Below are 19817 nucleotides of genomic sequence, written 5' to 3'. Positions count from 1 at the left end.
CGGTCAGCCGGTGCGCCGCAGGAACGGCGCCCCGCCGCGCAGTTGGGCCTCGCGCTCGGCCTCGTCGAGCACCCGCCGCAGGTGCGCCGCCAGGGCCCGGACGTTCGGTTCGAGGACCATCGAGTCGTGGTCCCCGGGCACCTCGCGAACCTCGAGCCGGGCCACGTGGCGACTCCAGCCGTTGTCGTCGTGGACGACCTCGCGCCACTGGTTCGCTCGCCGACCGCCGCGCAGCTGGTAGACCACCGGCAGCGCGGGGCGGAAGAGGTGCACGGACCCCTCGTAGTCGCGCGTCTCGTAGCGTTCGAGCGCGCGCCGGAACGCCGCCTCGATCGCTTCGTCGTGGAACTGACCGCCCTCGGCCGCGTCGGGTCCACCGGGACCGGCCGCCTTGCGCCGCTGCTCGAGCTGCCAGGCCAGACGATCCTTCGCCCATGCGAACAGGTAGCCCGGGCCGCGGCGCGCGATGCGTTGCGCGTGGATGTGCAGCTTGTCGAGCGCGTCGATCGGATCGCGGTAGGCGAGCGGCGTGTCGAGCAGCACCACGGCCGAGACCTCTTCACCCGCCGCGCGCAGCTGGTGCGCCATCTCGTACGCGGTCAGCCCGCCGCCGGAGAAGCCACCCAACAGGTACGGCCCGTTCGGCTGCACCGTCCGCAGCTCGGCGATGTAGTCGCGCGCGGCCTCCTCGAACGTCTCGTGCGGTTCCAGGTCGTCGAACAGCCCGCGCGCCTGGAGTCCGTAGAACGGGCGATCGCTGCCGACCAGACTCGCCACGTGACGCAGGTTCAGCACGTTGCCGAACATGCCGGCGACGAGGAAGAAGGGTGTGCGCGACGTGCCGGCGGCGGCCGCGCGGCTGTGCATCGGCACCAGGTGCACGAAGCGGCGCGATTCGCGATCGGCCTCGGCCGCGCGACTCGCCGTTCCGGTCTCGGGCGCGGCTGCGCGAATCAGCTCGGCCTGGGCCGCGGGCGTCGGTGCCTCGAACAGCACGCTCATCGGTTGGTCGACGCCGAAGGCCTTCTTGATGCGTGCGAACAGGCGCACGGCCACCAGCGAGTGACCGCCGAGGTCGAAGAAGCTGTCCTCGACGCCGACGCGCTCGACGCCGAGCAGTTCCTGGAACAGCTCGACCAGAGCGCGCTCCACGTCGTCGCGCGGTTCCACGTAGTCGGAGTCGAGGTCGGGCCGCTCGAAGCGCGCGCCGCCATCCTCGCGCTCCTCGCTCGCCGCGGCGCCCGCCTCGGCGACGAGGGCCGGGACGTCGAGCGTCGAGACGAACGTGTGGTGGGCCGAGCCCTCGCCCAGCACGCGCCACAGCGCATCCATGCCCTCGTCCTCCGTCAGCCCGAGTCGCACGCGCCGCGCCAGTTCGTCGCTGGCCTCGCTGCGGCGTCGGCGCAGCGCGCTCTCGTCGCGCACCAGTTCCTCGGGTCGCGGCGCGGGCAGGTCCTTCGGCCGGAAAGTCTGCGCGAGGCGGTGGATCGCGAAGCCGCGTACCTCCATGAGCAGCGCGCCGCCCGCGTCGAGGATGTCGACGTCGAACGCGAACTCGCCGTCGAACGAGCCGGCTCCCGCGGCGGGTCGCGCGACGGCCCAGATCTCGGCCGCGAGCGGCGCGTGGACGACGACGCGCTCGTAGCGCACCGGCACCCACAGTCCTTCGCTCGCGTCGTAGCCGGGCACCAGGTCCATCGCGAACCCTGTCGCCAGGTCCAGGAGTCCGGGGTGCAGCGGCCACTCGGCGAGGTCCGTGCGAACGTCCTCCGGCAGGGCGAGGCGCGCCAGCTCGAAGTCCGCGCCGCGACGCACTTCGCGCAGCACGCGCCAGCGCGGACCGAACGCGAGGTGTGCTTCCTGCGGACTGACGAGCGTGCTCGATCCCGAGTCGCCGTTCGCCGCGGCTCTACGTTCGCTCGAGCCGATCAGCGCCATGACGTCGACCGCCGCGGGCGTCTCGACGCGCCGCAGACCCAACGTCGCCGTCGTGTGCCGCTGCCAGTCGTCGGCGGCCGACCGTCGGCTGTGCACCTCGGCCCGGTAGCCGGCGGCGTCGGGCTCGAGCACCACGCGCACCAGGACCTCGGCGTCGTCCGGCACGCACAGCGCGCGGAAGAACGTCAGATCTCGCACCGTGAAGGCACCGACCTCGCCCAGTTCGCGCAGCGCGGCGCCGAACAGCTCGAACGAGCCGGTGCCGGGCAACAGCGCGTCGCCCTCGGCCGTGCGGTGGTCGTCGAGCACCCACAGATCGCGCGTGTTCCACCGCCCGTTCAGCACGCGCCGCCCGTCCTCGTACTCGGTGCGCGACTCGAACAGCGGGTGACGTGCGAGCCCCTTGCGGACCCCGCTCTCCTCGCCGCCCGCCGCGGCGCGCGCGGCCATGCCGACGTCGCGCCAGATGCCCCAGGCGAGTGCGGTCTCGAACTCTCGACGCGCGGTGCCGTCGTTGCCGCGGCGGTCGGCCCAGGCGTCGAGGAACGCATTGGCCGCGGCGTAGTCGATCTGGCCCGCGGCACCGATCGCGGCGCTCGTCGACGAGAAGTAGACGGCCGTTCGCGGCTGTTCGTCGCCGAACACGGCGCGCAAGGCTGCGTCCAGAGCGACGGTGCCGTGGACCTTCGGCGCGAGGACCTCCTCGACCGCGTGCAACGCTCGGTTCGCCAGCAGTCCGTCGTCCACGACGCCCGCGGCGTGGAAGACGCCGTCCAAGCGGCCGAACGCGTCGCGGACCTGTTCGAGCGCGGTGGCGAGCGCCTGCGGATCGGTGACGTCGGCGGCCAGCGGCAGAACCGTCGCGCCCGCGCTCTCGAGCTCGCGCACCGCCCTGATCCGGCGCGACGTCCCGTCCTCGTCGCCCTGGGCCGCGATCCACGCGTCCCACTCCGCGCGCGGCGGCAGCGTCGAGCGGCCGAGCAGCGCGAGTCGCACGCTCGAGGCCTTCGCGAGGCGACGCGCCAGCGTCAGACCGATGCCGCCCATACCGCCGGTGACCAGGTAGGCGCCGCCGTCGATCGGCGTGAAGGCCTCGCCGCGGCCGGGCGTGGCCGGCGCGATCAGGCTCGTGAAGCGCTCGTCCTGGCGCCGTGCGACACAGCCGTCCGCGAGCGGCGCGCGCGCGTCGAGCTCGGCCAGCGTCGCCGTGACCGCCGCGGCGACCTGGGCGTCGAACCCAGCGGTACGCGCCATGAATCCCGTCGGACGGCGGTCGAGTTCGACGTCGAGCAGACGCGCCGACAGACCAGCCGCCTCGCGCGGCAAGGTGCGCACGGCGCCCAGTGCGAGTGCCTTGGCCGGCTCGGCGACGCCTTCGCCCGCCACGGACACGACGCCGTTCGCCACGACCAACAGTTCGACGCCTTCGGTCAACTGCTCGCCGATCAGCGACTGGCCGAGGAAGAACAGCGCGTAGAAGCCGCGCTCGATCGTCTCGTGGAAGCGGCTCGAACCGGGGCGGTGCGAGTCGTCCTGGGTCAGCGACCACAGGTGGACGATGGTGCTCGGCGCGCGACCCGCGGCGACCAGGTCGCGCAAGAGGAGGTCGTAGCCCTCGCGGCCGTGCTCCGGTGCCAGCGCGAAGCGGAACGTGTCGAGTCGCGCGTAGGCGTCGCCCGGGACCACTTCCGTGACCACGGCGCCGCGCTCGCGCAGGTCCGCCGCGACGCGCTCGCCCACGCCGGCGGCGTCGCGCAGGACGAGCACCTGTTCGCCGCTCCAGTCGCGCGCACAGGTTCCGAGCGGCGCGCGCTGCCAGACGCGACGTGCGAAGTGGCGCTCCGGATCGTCGATGCGTCCGATGGCGGCGCTGGGGGCGACGACCGGATCGGCGTCGATCCAGTAGCGTCGGCGCTGGAACGCGTAGGTCGGCAGCGACACCCGGCGACGGCTCTCGCCCTCCCAGAACGCAGCGGCGTCCGCGATCGCGCCGGTGGCCCACAGACGCGCGTGCGCGGTCTCGAACGCAGCCGTGTCGTCCACGTCCTCGTCGGGGTGGCGCAGGCTGTGGAAGGCGTGCTGGTGGCGCGCGTCGGAGAGCCCCGCACGCGCGAGTGAACTCAGCACGCGCCCCGGACCGACTTCGAGCAGGACGCGGTGTTCGCGTTCGGCCAGCACCTCGACGCCGTCGGCGAAGCGCACCGTCGAGCGCAGATGGCGCACCCAGTACTCGGGATCGGTGGCTTCCGAATCGGTCAGCTCGCGCCCCGTGACGTTCGACACGATCGGGATCGTCGGCGGAGCGAGGGCGATGCCGCGCAGGTACGCACCGAACTCCGCGAGGATCGGCTCGAGCAGTCGCGAGTGCGCCGCGATGTCGATCGCGATGCGCTGGAAGTCGAGTTCGCGCTCCTCGAGCGTTGCGGCGAAGGCGTCGAGCGCCGCGGCCGGTCCGGACACGACGCACAGGTCGCGCGCGTTCACGCAGGCCAGGTCCAGGTCCGTCGGCAGCACCTCGCGCACGCTGGCTTCGCTCGCGGCGACGGACAGCATCCCGCCGGCGGGCACGCGCTCGAACAGCTGACCGCGCAGCAGCACGAGACCGAGCGCGTCCTCGAACCCCATCACGCCGGCCACGCAGGCGGCGGTGTTCTCGCCCATCGAGTGACCGAGCAGTGCGCTCGGCGTCACGCCGCGCTCGAGCCACACCTGCGCCAGCGCGTACTCCACGAGGAACAGCGCCGGAAGTTGCAGCGACGGACGCTCGAGCTCACGAGCGAGCCGTGCGCGATCGGCGTCCGCGGCGGGGTAGAGGGTCGAGCACAGGTCGACGCCGCGGCTCGCGAGCCACTCGAACCCGCGCGCCATGTGTCGCCGGAAGGTCGCATCGGTCTCGTACAGCCCGCGCGCCATCTCGACGTGTTGCGCTCCGCCACCCGCGAACAGGAAGCAGACGTCCGCCGGGCGTTCGCCGCAGCGGTGTGTGAAGACGCGGCTGCGGTCACCGGAGCGCAGCAGCTCGCTCGCCTCGGCCGCGTCGCGGGCCACCAGCACGCGCCGTTGGTCGAACGCGCGGCGACCGACGCCGAGGGTGTAGGCCACGTCGCCGAGGTCGAGCTCGGCATCGGTCGCCAGACGATCGGCGAGCCGCTCGCCGAACCCGTCCAGCGCCGCCGCGCTCTTCGCGGACAGGAGGAACGGCTGGAAGCGGCGCGCGGACGGCGTTCCGGGCGCGAGCGCCGGCGCTTCCTCGAGCACGACGTGCGCGTTCGTGCCTCCGACGCCGAGCGACGTCACTCCGGCGCGTCGCGGCCGAGCCCCGGGTTCCCAGGCGCGCGCGCGGTCGTTCACGAAGAAGGGCGTCGACGCGAAGTCGATCGACGCGTTCGCGCGCTCGTAGCCGAGACTCGGCGGCATCAGTCGGTTCTCGAGCGCCTGGGCCACCTTGATCAGCGACGCCACGCCGGCGGCCGTGTCGAGGTGCCCGATGTTCGTCTTCACCGAGCCGATCGCACAGGTCCCGGTCGCGTCGGTCGTCTCGCGGAACGCCTGCGTCAGGGCCGCGATCTCGATCGGATCGCCGATCGCCGTGCCGGTGCCGTGGCACTCCACGTAGTCGATCTCGTCGCCCGTGACGTCCGCCACGGCCAGAGCTTCCGCGATCGCGGCCGCCTGCCCGTCGACGCTCGGCGCCAAGTAGCCGGCCTTCCCCGAACCGTCGTTGTTGATCGCCGATCCGCGGATCACCGCATACACGTGGTCGCCGTCGGCGAGCGCGTCCTCGAGCCGCCGCAGCACGAGGATGCCGACGCCGCTGCCGAAGACCGTGCCCTGCGCGCGCTCGTCGAACGCGTGCACGTGACCGTCGGGTGACAGGATCTCGCCGGCCTTGTACAGGTAGCCGTGCCCGTGGGGCAGTTCGATCGTCACGCCGCCCGCGAGCGCCATGTCGCACTCGTGGCTGAGCAGGCTCTGCGCGGCCTGGTGCACCGCGACGAGGCTCGTCGAGCACGCCGTCTGGACGTTCACGCTCGGACCCTTGAGGTCGAACAGGTAGGACGCGCGCGTGGCGAGGAAGTCCTTGTCGTTCCCCGTGTGACGCAGGAGGAACAGCCCGACCTCCTCGACCGTGCGGCGGTTGCGCAGCAGGTTGTTGGCGAAGTACGCGCCCATGCCACAGCCGGCGAAGACGCCCACCGGACCGTCGAAGCGCTCGGGCGGATGGCCCGCGTCCTCGAGCGCTTCCCAGACCGCCTCGAGGAAGTGGCGGTGCTGCGGATCCATGATCGCTGCCTCCTTCGGGCTGAGGCCGAAGAAGTCCGCGTCGAACTCGTCGAACCCGTCCAGCGTCGCGGCGACCGGCACGAAGTCCGGATCGTCCAGCAGCTCCTCCGGAACGCCCGCGCGCAGCAGCTCGTCGCGCTCCAGCCGCCGGATCGATTCGACGCCCGCCGCCAAGTTGCGCCAGTACGTGCGCGCGTCCGGCGCACCGGGCAGGTGCGCCGCCATCCCGACGATCGCGATCTCGGCGCCGGTGGGGCCGGCGTCGTCCGTGGGTTCGAGATCGTTGGTGGTGTCGGAGTGGGTCATCCGATCGTGCTGGTCGAGGACGGGGGGATCAGGAGGCGTTGCGACGGCGGCGCATCAACTCGCGCCGAGCGGCTCCGCGTGCGGCGCCGCGGGTGCTGCCGTCGGCGAGCGCGCGCGGTCCGCCGCTGGCTTCGCCTCCGACGAGACCCGCCAGTCCGGCGACGGTGGGGAAGCGGTAGAGGTCGGTGAGCGACAGCGTCGGAGCCAGGTCCGACACCAGTTCGCGGTGCAGCTGGACCACGAGCAGCGAGTGCCCGCCCAGCTCGAAGAAGTTGTCGTCGCGACCGACCGACTCGAGGCCCAACGTCCGCGCGAAGACCTCGGCCAGTCGGCGTTCGACGTCGCCCTCGGGCGCGACGGGTTCGGGCCGCGTGCGCGCGAGCAGTTCCTCGGGGCGCGGCAGCGCGTTCCGATCGACCTTGCCGTTCGGCGTCAGCGGCAGGCTCGGCAGCTCGCAGATCGCGCTCGGGACCATGTAGGCCGGCAGGCAAGACTCGAGCACCGTGCGCAGTGCTTCGGTGGACACGACGCCGGGCTTGGTCGGCGCGACGTAGGCCACGAGTCGCACGTCGCCGGGGGTGTCCTCGCGAGCGACCGCGACCGCGTCGTGGACGCCGATGCCGGCGCGCAGGCGGGCCTCGATCTCGCCGAGTTCGATGCGGTAGCCGCGGATCTTGACCTGGTGGTCGTTGCGGCCGAGGAAGCGCAGCCGTCCGTCGCCGCGCCAGGCGGCCAGGTCGCCGGTGCGGTAGAGGCGACCGGTTCCGAACGGGCTGTCGACGAAGCGCTCGGCCGTCAGATCGTCGCGACCGAGGTAGCCGCGCACGACGCCCTCGCCTCCGATCCACAGCTCGCCCGGAACGCCGGCGGGCACCGGCCGCATGCGCTCGTCGAGCACGAACAGCGACGTGTTGGCGATCGGATCGCCGATCGAGACCTCGTCGTTCCGGCTCATGTCCGCGGGCACGTCCCAGGTGCTCGACCAGATCGTGGTCTCGGTCGGGCCGTACATGTTGGTGACGCGGTCCGGACCGATCTGCACGAGCTCGCTCGCCAGATCGGCGGACAGCGCTTCGCCACCGACCATGAGGTGCCGAAGGCGGCCGAAGCTCGCGCGACTCGCGGGATCGGTCGCCAGCATGCGCGCCATCGACGGCGTGCACTGCAGGTGGGTCACGGCGTGGCGCTCGATCAGCGCCGGAAGCGTGTGGTCCTCGAGCGCGGCGGCGACCGCAGATCCGGTGCCGGTACCGCCGACGCGCGTGGCACGGAAGACCTCGGCCAGGCGCTCGAAACTGCCCATCATCGTCTCGCGCTCGACGCCGTAGTCGACCAGGCACGCGACCTCGTCCACGCCGATGGCGCACACCTCGGCCACCCGCGCGACGCACTGCTCGACGGTGCCGAAGAGGCCGCTGGTGGTGAAGTAGCGATCGAACGCGTGCTCGAGGATCGCGTCGCGCTCCTCGTCCGACAGGCTGGTCAGGTCGACGTCGGTCGAACCGGCCGTCTGCTTGAACGCGGGGAACGACCAGGCGTACTTCTTGACCAGGCCGATCGACGCGTCGAGGTAGCTCTTGAGCGGGCCGCGAACGGTCGCGCGCACCGCGTCCTCGCTCTCCCCGACGAAGGCGTGCAGCATCAGCGTCACGGTGCCGCCGGCCGGATCGAGTCCCGCCTCGGCGCGCGCGGCGCGGTAGATCGCGATCTTCTCGGCCACCTCGAGGGCGCTCTGGCCGAGCAGGTGCGTCAGGACGTTGGCGCCCATGGCACCGGCGCGGCGGTACGTCTCGGGGTTGCCGGCCGACGTGATCCACATCGGCAGCTCGCTCTGGACCGGCCGCGGCAGCGACAGGCGCGGGATCCGTTCGCCGAACGGGTTCTCGAACTCGACCTCCTCGCCGCGCCACAGGCGCTGGAGCTGGTCCACGAACTCGAACAGCAGTTCGCCGCGCTTCTCGAAGTTCTGCGGCGCGAGCACGAAGTCGTCCGGCTGCCAGCCCGACGCCGCGGCCATGCCGACGCGCCCGTTCGACAGGTGGTCGACCACGGCCCATTCCTCCGCGATGCGCAGCGGGTGGTGCAGCGGGACCACGCACGAACCGGCGCGGATCTGGACGTTCTCGGTGCGCGCCGCGATCGCCGCGGAGATCACCGACGGGTTCGGGAAGGGACCGCCGAAGGCGTGGAAGTGGCGTTCCGGCGTCCAGATCGCGGTGAAGCCGTTCCGGTCGGCGAACTCGGCCGCGCCCATCGTCAGCGCGTACTTGTCGGGACCCTCGCCGTCGTCGTTGCCCCACAGGAACATCGAGAAGTCGAGGTCGCGGTCGGGCACCCGCGGCGCCGCGGCGGCCGGGGTCCGTGCGAGCGCGAGATCGCGCTGTCGTTCGCGGTACACGACCACGTGGAAGCCGCGCGTCAACGTCCACAGGAGTTCGAGCACCGAGATGTCGAACGACAGGCTGGTGACCGCGAGCCAGGTGCCGGGCACATCCGAGCCGATGCGCTCGTCCATCCCGGCGAAGAAGTTGACGGCGTTGCGGTGCTCGACCTGCACGCCCTTGGGACGTCCCGTCGAACCGCTGGTGTAGATGCAGTAGGCCAGGTCGGTCGGTGCGGGAGCCGCGAAGGAAGGGCGACGCATCGACGTGTGCGCCACCTCTCGCGGATCGAGCGTTCCGACCCCTTCGGGGCAGGCGCCGTTCCAGCCTTCGGTCAGCACCAGCCCGGCGCCGGAGTCCGACAGCATCAGGTCGAGGCGGTCGGTCGGATAGCCGGGGTCGAGCGGCAGGTAGGCGCCGCCCGCGCGCCCGACGGCGAGCACCGCGACCACGAGCTCGAGACCGCGTTCGAGGTGGACGCCGACCAGGCGATCGCTCCCGACGCCTTCCTCGACCAGGCGCGCCGCCAGGGTGCTGACGCGCGCGTCGAGCTCGGCGTAGGTGAGCGTCGTGCCTTCGAACGAGAGCGCGGGCTCGTCGGCGAAGCGGCGGGCAGCGGCTTCGAACTGACTCGCGATCGTCGCGGTGCGATCGAGTTCGACCGCGTGGTGCGTGTCGAGCAGGGCGGCGCGTCGCTGTTCCCCGACCAGTTCGACCTCGTCGAGGGCCACGTCGCCGCGACGGGCGATCTCGCCCGCGAAGTCGACCAGGGCCTCGACGAAGGCGCGCGCGGACTCGTCGTCCAGTGCGGCCCGTTCGTGGCGCAGCGTCACGAGTCCACCCGTCTCGACCCGGAACGTCGCGCGCGTGCCGCAGTGCGCGCCGTCGTCGCTGTCGATCGCGACGATGCCGACCGGAAGAGCGAGTCGACCGGCGAGGTCTCCGCGTCCCGTCAACTCGGGCCGACGCGCGACCGTGTCGACCAGGTAGGTGCCGCGGCGCGCGGTGCGCATCGCCGTGCTGCGGACGTCCTCGAGCTGCTGCGCGAAGGTCCAGTTTCCGTCGTACTCGACCGTGAACGGCACGTTCGAGCTGAACAGTCCGTCGCAGCCGCGGGCCAGTTCGGCCTGGCGTGCGGCGCGGTAGGCGAAGGTCTGGCGGGTCGTCGCGCTCGTGCGCGCGAACCACGCACCGGCCAGCGCCGCGAGGGCACAGGCGTCCTGGCCGAAGCGTTCGACGAAGGCGCGCGGCAGGTCGACGACGATGTCGCTCGAGCCGACCGAGGCCGAGGGCGAACCGGATCCGAAGGAGAGGTCCGCGGGCGCGGTCCGGGCGAGTTCGCGCGCCCACGCCGCCTCGAAGCGCGTGGTGACGCGGTGCGTGGTCGTCAGGCGTCCGAGCACCCGCTCGGGCGGCGACTGCAGCGCGCGCCCCGCGGCGAGACCGCAGTCGTTCGGCAGGACGGGGCTGCCGCAGGCCCGCCGCAACCCGCTCAGCGCGAGGGCTCCGGTTCCGCAGGCGATCGTGACCTCGTCGCCGTCGACCGCGACGACGGTTCCGGGCGTCGCACCCGCCACGGCGTCCACGGCGCGCGCGCGCGTCACCCAGACGGGCCCGCTCTCGGTGCTGAGCCACGGCGATCCGATCGGCGCCGGGTAGGGTCCGAAGTCGAGCGCGCGCACCAGGCGTTCCAGCTCGTCGGCACCGCGCGTCGGATCGAGCGCGCAGGCGGCCGCCGGACGTTCGTCGCCGCGGCACAGACGGCCCGGTCGGTCGTCCTGGGCGCGCGCTGCGAGCGTGCCGCCGAGCAGTGCGTCCGCCAGTTCGTCGAAGCTGTCGAGTCCGGCCTCGAAGCACTTCGTGTTCAGCGTCAGCGAGGTCTCGTCGGCGTCGATGGCGAAGCGGCGCGTGGCGACCAGCTCGCCCTCGTCGATGCCCGAGGTGATGCGGTGCCAACTGACGCCGTGTTCCTGGCGTCCGTCGATCAGCGCCCACACCGGGCAGTGGAGGCCGGCGTAGTCCGGGAGCGGCGCGTCGTGGAAGTTGAAGGCTCCCGCCCGCGGCAGCGCGAGCGCGGCGTCGGGGAGCAGCGCCAGGTGCGTGATCGCGAACAGGTGGTCGAAGCCCTCGCCGCTCGCCAGCTCGCCGATCCAGTCGTCGCCGGTCGCGAGCACCGCGAGGCCGCGCGCCGTCGCCCAGTCGCGCACGCGCGCGGTGGCCGTGACGACCGCCGCGATGTGGAAACCTTTTCCGAGCAGGCGGTCACCACACTCGCACAAGAGCGAGTCGGCGCCGACGAGGACGGCGGAGAGCGGACGCTGCGCGGACGAGGCCAGATCGGCGCCGTCGAGGGGACCGTGAGACATGGTGGGGCGATGACGAGGTGACCGCGCGCCCGGGGTGGGCACGCTCGACCGCCGCTATCGGCACCCGTGCGGCGCGATCCACACCTCGAATGCCGGTCTCTTCGGGCGCCGGCCGTCTCGCCGCGTCCACCTGCGCGGCCGTCGCCCGTGGCCCTTCCGCCGCGACCCCGCGTCAGCTGCCCAGTTCGCGCACGTGCGTCGCGCTCGCGTCGAGGAACAGCTCGCCGTCGGTCCCCGGTCCGCCGGCGAGCAACCACTCGAGGCCCGCGCGCACCACCGGCGCGGGCGTGGCGAGCGGCGGCGCCACGGCCACCTCCAGGGGTTCGGTCAGGCCGTCGCCCGACAGCCAGATCGACGTGCGTCCGCCGCCCTGACCTTCGCGCAGGTAGAGCGCGCGCTGGCCGTCGCGCAGCCGGTACGACCGCGTCGCCGCGATCCACTCGAGCTCGTGCGCGAGTCGTCCGGTGATCCACGTGCCGACGAGGTAGGCGCGGACGAGGCGCAGCGCTTCGGGCGCGACGACGGTTCCTCCGGCTGCCGCGGCGCTCGCGCGTGTCGCGCTCGATCGGCCGCCATCGGGACGCGCTTCCTGCGGCTCCGAGTCGTCGTCGGCGTCCGTTCCACGCACCCGGCCGCGGGCCAGGGCGTGGGCGGTCGCGAAGAGAGGGGCGGGACGGGCTTCGACCTCGAGCGCCCCCTCCGCGCGCCACGCGAGACGCACGTGGTCGCCCTCGCGCACCAGGGCGAAACAGGCGTCGCGCTGGCACAGTTCGGTGTGACGCAGGAGCAGCTTGAACGTGCGCGGCGCGTGCTTGGCCAGCCACGACTGCGACTCGGCGCTCATCCAGACCCGCGGCGCGGCCTCCGTCGTGTCGTCCGCGATCGCGGATTCGACGAGCTGCGGCAGGGGCTCGAGCGGCCACGGATCGAGCAGGTCGCGCAGGGTCGGGCCGCCGGACGCGCCGCCGTGTTCGCGGCCACCGCGACCGTCCGCGCGGGGCGCCCGCGCGCGCACCAGACGCTCGCTGCGGCGATCGTCGCGCCGCTCCACGCGCACCCGTGCGTAGGCCTCGACCTCGCCGCCACCCGGACGCGGGAGCTCGCGCGCGAAGACCAGTTCGAGGCCCGCGCGATGGATCGTCGTTCCGCGTTTCACAGGTCCTCCTCCAGGACCCACACGGGTGCCGACTCGGGCGCCGTGGTGGGTCCCTTCGCGGCCAGTCGGCGGCGGGCGTTCTCGGCGCGCGTGAAGCGCAGGCGGCCGTGCGCGTCCGCTTCGAAGACGAGCAGCCAGTAGGGGAACAGGCGCGCGTCGCGTGCGGCGTCGAGGTCCGTGATGGCCGAGGGCCTCCAGTCCGCGCTCTCGAAGGTGGCGCTGCGTTCGTCGCCCGCGCCGATCTCGTCCACGCTGCCGGTCGCGAAGGTCCACTTCACCGGCGCGCTCGCGACGCGTCGATCGAGACTCGCACGAATCGCGGAGTCGTGGGCCACCGCGCCCTGGCTCTCGGCGGCGCCGCGCAGGCGTGTCTCGAGGACGATCGCGAGCCGCGCGAGGTCCGCGTCCCGGGCATCCGGTGCGGTCGACGAGCTCGCTCCGAGCGGTTCGAGCACGCTGCTCGCGAAACGACCCGCGCGCCCGCTGCGCACCGCCGGTCCGAACAGGCCCGCGCGCGCCAGGAGTTCGCCCAGGCCGTCGATCTCGGGCGGCGTCGCGCCCACCGGTGCCCACCACGCGCCGCCGGGCGCGCGCTCGTTCGCGAACAACAGCGCGCGGCCGTCGAGGTCGCTCGGCGCCGAACCCCGGCGCAGGCGCAGGTCGCGTCCGCCCGGCGCCGCGATCCGCTCGGGCAGCGGCGGACCACCCGTGAGGTCGATCACGTCCACGACGTCGAGTTCGCGCGCGTCCGCGTCCGACGCCAGATCGTCGCCGTCCGCGATCGGCGGGGGCAACGGCACGAGGTGCGCGATCAGGTCCGCGAGCTGGGCCTCGTCGTCGATCCGGGTCGGCGCGACGAGCCGCGCGAACGATCCCGCTCGCCCGCCGGTGCCGAGGTCCGCGAGACCTTGCCAGCCGGCGCGCGGACCGGGGCGGCGCGTCGCGCTCGCGAGCACGTGCCGGTGTCCGTCCGGGTCGCTGGCCAGAGCCAGGCCGGTGCGCACCGCGTCGTTCACGCGCCGGAGCCCTCGACGCGCTCGAACGGCAGGAACAGGAGGTGGTAGCCGCCCGCCGACTCCTGTTCGACGAAGTGGATCGAGTCGGTGCGTGCGTCGACCTCGAGCGTGCGCGCCTCGCCGTCCGGTCCGCGCCAGGGCAACAGCGCGCGGCCGTCCTCGAGGTGCGGTTCACCCAACAGGTCGGGGTGCGGCCGCTCGACGCGCAGGCGATCGCCTTCGCGCAGAAGAGCGGTGAAGCGCGGCACGTCGGCCGGCGCGCCGTCCTCCTCCCGTCGCATCGGACGCGAGTCGAGCAGGAGTCCGAACAGTTCGCCGGGCTGGAAGCCCGGCTCGTAGCGCTTGGCCAACGAGCCTTCGTCCTCGGCGAACAGGTCGCGCACGGGCAGGTCGTCGGGATCCTCGGTGACGACGAGCGGCGGCGGTTCGTCGGCCCCGTCGGCGCCGTGGCTCACCGGATCGGCGCCGCCCGGTGCGAACAGAAGTCGCAGCACGGCCGCGCGCTCGGGCAGTTCGCCCGCGCGGCTCCAGAACCGACCGCGCTCGCGCCAGAGAGTCACGGGCGTGCGCAGGGCGCCGAGCGGGATCGCCGCGGCCCGCGAGACCGACAACGGCGGGGCGAAACGGAACGCCGCGTCGGGGCGACGACTGATCAGGAAGATCAGCTTGTCGGTCAAGAGCTCGTCGTCGCGCACCCACAGGACGCCGGCCAAGGGGTGCGGGCTCTCGTCGGGCGCGTAGCGGCGCCGCCACACCGGGTGGAAGCGCGCGAACCACATCCGTTCCGGCAGATTCCAGCTGCGCACCACCGCGCGCACGGTCTGGAAGGTGACGACCGCTCCGGCCGCCGCGTACAGCAGCGCGAACAGCACGAGGGCCGGCGGCGCACCCGCTTCCTCGAGGAACGTGTCCCAGCGCGCGCGCTCCTGGTCGAGCGACAGCGTCCACTCGAGCTGCGCATCCGCGAAGCTCACCGGACGGTCGGTGCCCCAGTCCCATCCGATCGCCCACAGCGCGCCGAGCGTGAGCACGAGCCGCGTGACGAAGCCGAGGCGCGCGTGGAACCAGCCGACCACGTAGACGAGAGTCGCGACGCCCGCCCACAGGAAGATCGTCGTCGAGCGCCCTTCGACGCCGGGCCCGTGGATCAGCGTGTGCAGGTGGTTCGTGCCGACGAAGATCGCGACCAGGCTCAGCACGTGGAAGCCGACGTACAGCACGGTCGACCACCACGGACGCAAAAGTCGCCCCGTCAGCGGGCAGTACGGTCCGAAGACCGGCGCCTCTTCGGGCCGCGGCGCCGCGAGGTGCACGGCCGTGACCGTCGGGCGACCCGTGGCCGCCGACGGGTCTTCGAAGGGGTCGGGCGCCGCGCTGGTCGGGTCCGTCACGGCTGGCCGGGGGAGAGCGGCTCGCGGATCAGCGGCTCGCGGATCGGCGGAGCGGGGCTCACGCGTCCCCTTCGCGCGCCGAACGGTCCCCGTTCGAACCACCGCGGTTCACGTCGCTCTCCTCGAACTCGATCTCGGGGTTCAGGCCGAAGGGCGACGACGTCGGGTCGGACACCTTCTGATCGGGAAGCGCGCGCGGCGGTTGCGGAGAGAGCTCCTTCACGCCGAGCAGTTCGGACTCGACGGTCGTCGCCAGCTCGGTCGGATCCGTGCGCCCGTAGGTCTCGCCCAGTGCCGCCACGTCCTGCGCGGCGGCGGCGAGCGTCGACCGCAGTCCGGTCAGGCCCTCGGACAACTCTTCGAGTCGGCCCAGTTGTCCGGCGACGCGCGCCAGATCCTTCTGGTGCGCGGTGCGGCGGGTGCGCAGCGACTGTTCGAGCGCGGCGATGACGGCGCCGGCGAAGTCGCGGGCCATCTGGGTCGTGATGCGCGCGCGCGTCGAGTCGAAGAAGCCGGCCAGGCGCTCGACCACTTCGTCCTCGATGAAGTCGAGCGTGTCGTCGCCGAAGCGGCGCTGCTTCTCGGCGCGCGTGATCGACTTCGTCGGGTTCGACGCGTTGCCGAGCACGCGGCGGCGGATGGCGGCGCGGCTGCGGAAGAGGATCCAGTCGAGGATCGTCTTCTTGACCGGCAGGCCTTCGACGTCGACGCGCAGCTGCACGTTCTCGGCGTAGCCCCGCGGCATGATCCCGACCAGGCCTTCGCCCGCGTAGGCGGCGAGGCTGGTGCGGACGCGCTCGAGTTCGCGCTCCACGTCGGGACCGTACTCGGCGCCGGCGGTGGGGGTCTGGACGGCGGCGCGCAGACGTTCCTCGACCGCGGTCGCGAGCTGCGTCTGGTAACCGAGCAGGATCGGCGACAGCTCTTCGTCCAGCAGCGTCTTGAGTCCGTCGTCCGTGCCCATCCAGCCCTCGATCGAACCGCGCAGGCCCTTCAGGCTGCTCTTGCGCAGGCGCGCGGCCTCGGCGTCGACCTGGTCGGCGAGCGTGCGTCCCAGGGGCTCGAACGCGGCGTTCCAGTCGTGGTCGATCAAGTGCTCGAGAACGGTCAGTTCGTCCACGAGGCGCGCGCGTTCGGCCTTCAGGCGCGCGGCGTCGTCGGCGAGTCGCTTGAGGCCGGTGTGGTTGCACAGCCCGCGCGCCTCGTCGATCAGCGCACCGCCGTGGCGCAGGCTGTCGCCCAGGAACGCGACCAGGTAGTCGGTGCTGTTGAGGTAGTCGGTCAGGTCGTTCAGGAACGCGCGGAAGTCGTCCGGGGTCTGCTCGCCGTTCTCCTCGGGCTGCAGGCGACGGGACGCCGCGCGCAACAGGTCGATCGGGTAGATCTTCAGACGACCGTGTTCGACGGCTTCCTTCAGCGACGCGCTCATCGCCAGCGTCTCGAAGGCTTCGATCACGCGCACCGGGTCCTCGCGCTCGAGGCTGGGCGACAGCGATCCGTCCGGGCGCAGGTCCATCTTCGCGCTGTCGATGTTGACGACGAGGAAGATGCGGCTGAACAGTTGCAGCAGCTGGCTGAACTCGTCGAACACCTGCTCGAGGAACAGGTTGTCGGTCTTCACGACGAAGATGGCGCAGGCCGCGGTGTTGCGGAACTCGCGCGTCATCCGGTCGTAGCCGAACTTCATCTTGCTGTAGAGGCCGGGCGTGTCGACCAGCACGGCGCCCGAGGTCTTCAGCTCTTCCGCCGGCACGCGCACGTCGATGCGCCGGATCGCCTCGGGGAAGTGCAGCGCCGGATCGAAGTCGCGCACGGCGCCCTCGCCCTTGCTCTCCTCGGCGCGGATGCGGTCGGCGAGCTCGGCGTGGTCGCGGCTGACCTGCATCCGCATCGAGGCCGGGCTCGTGAACGTGTTCGTGTCGCCGTTGTAGCGCGTCACCACGAACTCGCGCTGGGGGGCGTGGCTGACGTAGACCATGCACGGGTAGGCGGGCAGGGCGGTGACCTCGGAGACGTAGCTGGCGCTGATCGAGTTCATCAGCGTCGACTTGCCGCTCTTCAGCGGGCCGAAGATCAGGACGTAGGCCTGCTGCTGGGCGACCTTGTCGGCCAGCACGGTCAGCTGGTGGCTGACGTCCTGGAACCCCGCGACGTAGGGCTTGGCGTCGGCGCCCAGAACTCCCCCGTCCTCCGCGGCTTGGAGCACGTCACAGAAGGAGCGGAGGGGGGCGACGAGGGGCTCGATGGCCGAGCCGAACTCGTGGCAGAACTGGCTGAGGAGGGTCTTCATGGTCGTGGCGGCGGGCGGTCGGCGCCCCGGCGGAGGCGGCCTGGCGGCGCTCGACCATGCTACTTCCAAGCGAAGATCTGCCAACCGCGAACAGCAGGCCTCGGGCGGGGGGGCGCGACCCCGGTGCCGCGCCGCTACACTGGTTCGCCGATTCGCCGCGCGGAAAGTCTCCGCGCCCCGCGCGATCGCCGAAGACCAGAGAATCGAATGACGTCCAAGCCCCGCTCCGAGAAGGATCCCATCCAGGCCGAACTGGAAGCCGCCCTCGCCGACACCAGTCTGCTCGACATCGACCTGCCCACGGCCTCGCCCAAGGGCGGCGGTGGCAAGGGCGGTCGTCGCGGTGGACGCGACGAGGACGACGACCTGCGTCAAGGCACCGTCGTCGGCATCGACGGCGACGACGTGATCGTCGAGCTCGGCCCGCGCATGCAGGGCGTGCTGTCGGTGGCCGAGTTCGACGCCGTGCCGACCGTCGGCGAGTCGTTCGAGTTCACGCTGCACGGCCAGAAGGATGGCCTGTGGCTCCTGTCGCGCCGTCGCGCGCGCATGCTCGCCGCCTGGAACGACCTGTCCGTCGGCGCGCACGTGCAGGGCACGGTCAAGGCCGTGAACTCCGGCGGCCTCGAGGTCGCGATCGGACCGGTCAACGCCTTCATGCCGGCTTCACAGGCCTCCGACCGCCACATCGACGACCTGTCGAGCCTGGTGGGCGAGTCGATGGTCGTCGCGGTCATCGAGGCCGACCCCCGCAAGAAGCGCGTGGTGGTCAGCCGCCGCAAGGTGCTCGACGTCGAGCGCGCCGACCGCCGCCGCGAGATCGCCGGATCGCTGATCGTCGGCGACAAGGTCAAGGGCACGGTCACGCGCGTCGAGTCGTTCGGCGCGTTCGTGGACCTGGGCGGCGTCGAAGGCCTGGTGCACGTGAGCCAGCTCTCGCGCCAGCGCGTCGAGAACGCCTCGGAGTTCATCCAGCCCGGCCAGTCCGTCGACGCCGAGATCGTCAAGATCGAGGACGGCGGCAAGCGCATCGGCCTGTCGATGAAGAACCTCGAGCCGGACCCCTGGAACACGGTCGCAGGCACCATCGCCCCCGACCAGGTTCTGACCGGCAAGGTGGTCCGCACCGCCGACTTCGGCGCCTTCGTCGAGATCGCCCCGGGCGTCGACGGCCTCGTCCACGTCAGCCAGATCTCGGTCGAGCGCGTCACGCGCGTCGCCGACAAGCTGCCGATGGGCAAGGAGGTCCAGGTGCGCGTCGTCTCGATCGATCCCGGCCAACGCCGCATCTCCCTGTCGTGCCTCGACGAGCACGGCCACATGCTGGGCAGCGAAGAGGCCGCCACCGGTGAAGAGGTGCGTCAGGCCGTCAGCGACCTGTCCAAGAAGAGCCAACCGAACCTGGGCACGAACCTCGGGGATCTGCTCAAGCGCTCGATGAAGAAGTAGCGCGGGGCCGGCGCGCGAGGCGCCGGGATCGTTCGACGAGTGAACCGCCCACCCGACCGCAACGACGCGGAGGGGTGGGCGGTTCGCCTTGGGGGGCGCGAACGGGTCGATCCACGTTCACGCGAGCGACCCGCCGGTCCGATGACTCCTGCACGGTCGGTCGGATCGTGGTTCCATGGAGCCACGTCCTTCTTCGACGCCCACCTCGACCGACCTGTCCCTCGTTCGACCCGCGACCATGCCCACGACGCTCGTACCCATGTTCCGTCTCGTTCCCGCTCTCGCCGCCTGCGCGCTGACGCTCGCCTGCTCGACGACGCCCGAGCCCGCGCCGTTGGCCGTCACCTCGTCCGATCCGTGGTTACCGGCGTTCGACGAGCTGGACCTCACGGGCTTCGCGACGAACCGCGACGTGCTCACCGAGTACTGGGGCGCTCACTTCGCGGAGTTCGAGGCGACGCTGTGTCGGTTCTCCGGCGAGCAGGGCGCCGCGCGGATGCTCGACCGCTCGCTGCGTGTGGACCCGGAAGCGCCGTGGCACGAGGAGCTCGTCGAGTACGGCTACGACCGTCTGCAGGGCCGCGATCGCTTCCTCGAGCACGTGCCGGGCATGCTGCTCGCGTCGTTCGACTCGGGCGCCGGCGGTCAGCAGCCCTACGGCTTCGCGGTCTCGCGCCTCGCAGGCGTCGAGCGTGCGCGGAACGCTGGCTACGACGTCGACGGCGTGGTGCGCTCGCTCGTGCGCAGCGAAGTCGGTCGCGAGTTCTCTCGCGAGGTGTGGGCCGCGTTCCAGCCGACCGTCGAGCGTGTCCAGCGTACCGCCAGCCCGCGCATCGCCCCCATGGTCGCGGAACTCGAGGCGCTCGCCGCCCGCCTGCACGCCGCGATCCGCGACGTGGTCGTCCGGGACGTTGCGGGCATCACGCCGACGACGCGCAGCGCCACGGGCGAACTGTTCGTCGGGCCGTTCATCGGGACGAGCATTCGGCCCGAACTCGCCTTGGACATCTCCGCCACGCCGTACCTGGTGCGTCTCACGGCGGGCACGATCCCGGACGTCGAAACGAAGGAGCGCCTCCTCGTTCGCAACCACTGGCTCGCCGACTACGTCCTCGACCTGCGCAAGGTCGAAGAGCTCGCGCCTCTGCTCGAAGAGGCCGTGACCGAGAGCACGCGCCTCAGCGCCGCGATCCGCGCGATCGTCGTCGAAGAGCTCGAGCGCGGCGCCTGAGCCAGACCG

General features: G+C 72.2%; 8 protein-coding genes. 2 read left to right on the top strand and 6 right to left on the bottom strand.

The features are described 5' to 3' along the window. Nucleotides 1–3: 3 nt before the first annotated feature. The 6 genes from Pla163_RS15705 to Pla163_RS15680 form a co-directional block, all read right to left on the bottom strand. Nucleotides 4–6528: a type I polyketide synthase gene (locus Pla163_RS15705; RefSeq protein WP_145190640.1), complete on the bottom strand. Its 6525-nt coding sequence runs from the start codon at nt 6526–6528 to the stop codon at nt 4–6. A 28-nt stretch (nt 6529–6556) separates the two neighbouring features. After that, entirely contained in the window at nt 6557–11275 is a 4719-nt protein-coding gene (locus Pla163_RS15700; protein ID WP_145190637.1) for a MupA/Atu3671 family FMN-dependent luciferase-like monooxygenase, read from the bottom strand. Between the two features lie 172 nt (nt 11276–11447). After that, a complete protein-coding gene (locus Pla163_RS15695; protein ID WP_145190632.1) occupies nt 11448–12431 on the bottom strand; it encodes a hypothetical protein in 984 nt (327 codons plus the stop codon). Beyond that, the gene (locus tag Pla163_RS15690; protein ID WP_145190629.1) at nt 12428–13435 is read right to left on the bottom strand and encodes a hypothetical protein; all 1008 of its coding nucleotides are present in this window, start codon (nt 13433–13435) and stop codon (nt 12428–12430) included. The genes Pla163_RS15695 and Pla163_RS15690 overlap by 4 nt, the downstream gene beginning before the upstream one ends. 8 nt (nt 13436–13443) lie before the next feature. Next, entirely contained in the window at nt 13444–14838 is a 1395-nt protein-coding gene (locus Pla163_RS15685) for a hypothetical protein (protein ID WP_145190626.1), read from the bottom strand. A 58-nt stretch (nt 14839–14896) separates the two neighbouring features. Further along, nucleotides 14897–17128, bottom strand: a complete 2232-nt coding sequence (locus tag Pla163_RS15680) for a GTPase domain-containing protein (RefSeq protein WP_145190622.1) — start codon at nt 17126–17128, stop codon at nt 14897–14899. A gap of 207 nt (nt 17129–17335) precedes the next feature. Here Pla163_RS15680 and Pla163_RS15675 point away from each other — a divergent pair, with 207 nt between their 5' ends. Then, nucleotides 17336–18577, top strand: a complete 1242-nt coding sequence (locus Pla163_RS15675) for a 30S ribosomal protein S1 (protein ID WP_145190619.1) — start codon at nt 17336–17338, stop codon at nt 18575–18577. Between the two features lie 259 nt (nt 18578–18836). Beyond that, nucleotides 18837–19808: a hypothetical protein gene (locus tag Pla163_RS15670; protein WP_145190616.1), complete on the top strand. Its 972-nt coding sequence runs from the start codon at nt 18837–18839 to the stop codon at nt 19806–19808. Nucleotides 19809–19817: the final 9 nt, after the last annotated feature.

Origin of the sequence: Rohdeia mirabilis, assembly GCA_007750655.1 — a bacterium.
Taxonomy (GTDB): domain Bacteria; phylum Planctomycetota; class UBA1135; order UBA1135.
The sequence above is the reverse complement of the archived record's forward strand: the minus strand, read 5'-3'. Positions and strand labels throughout refer to the sequence as shown.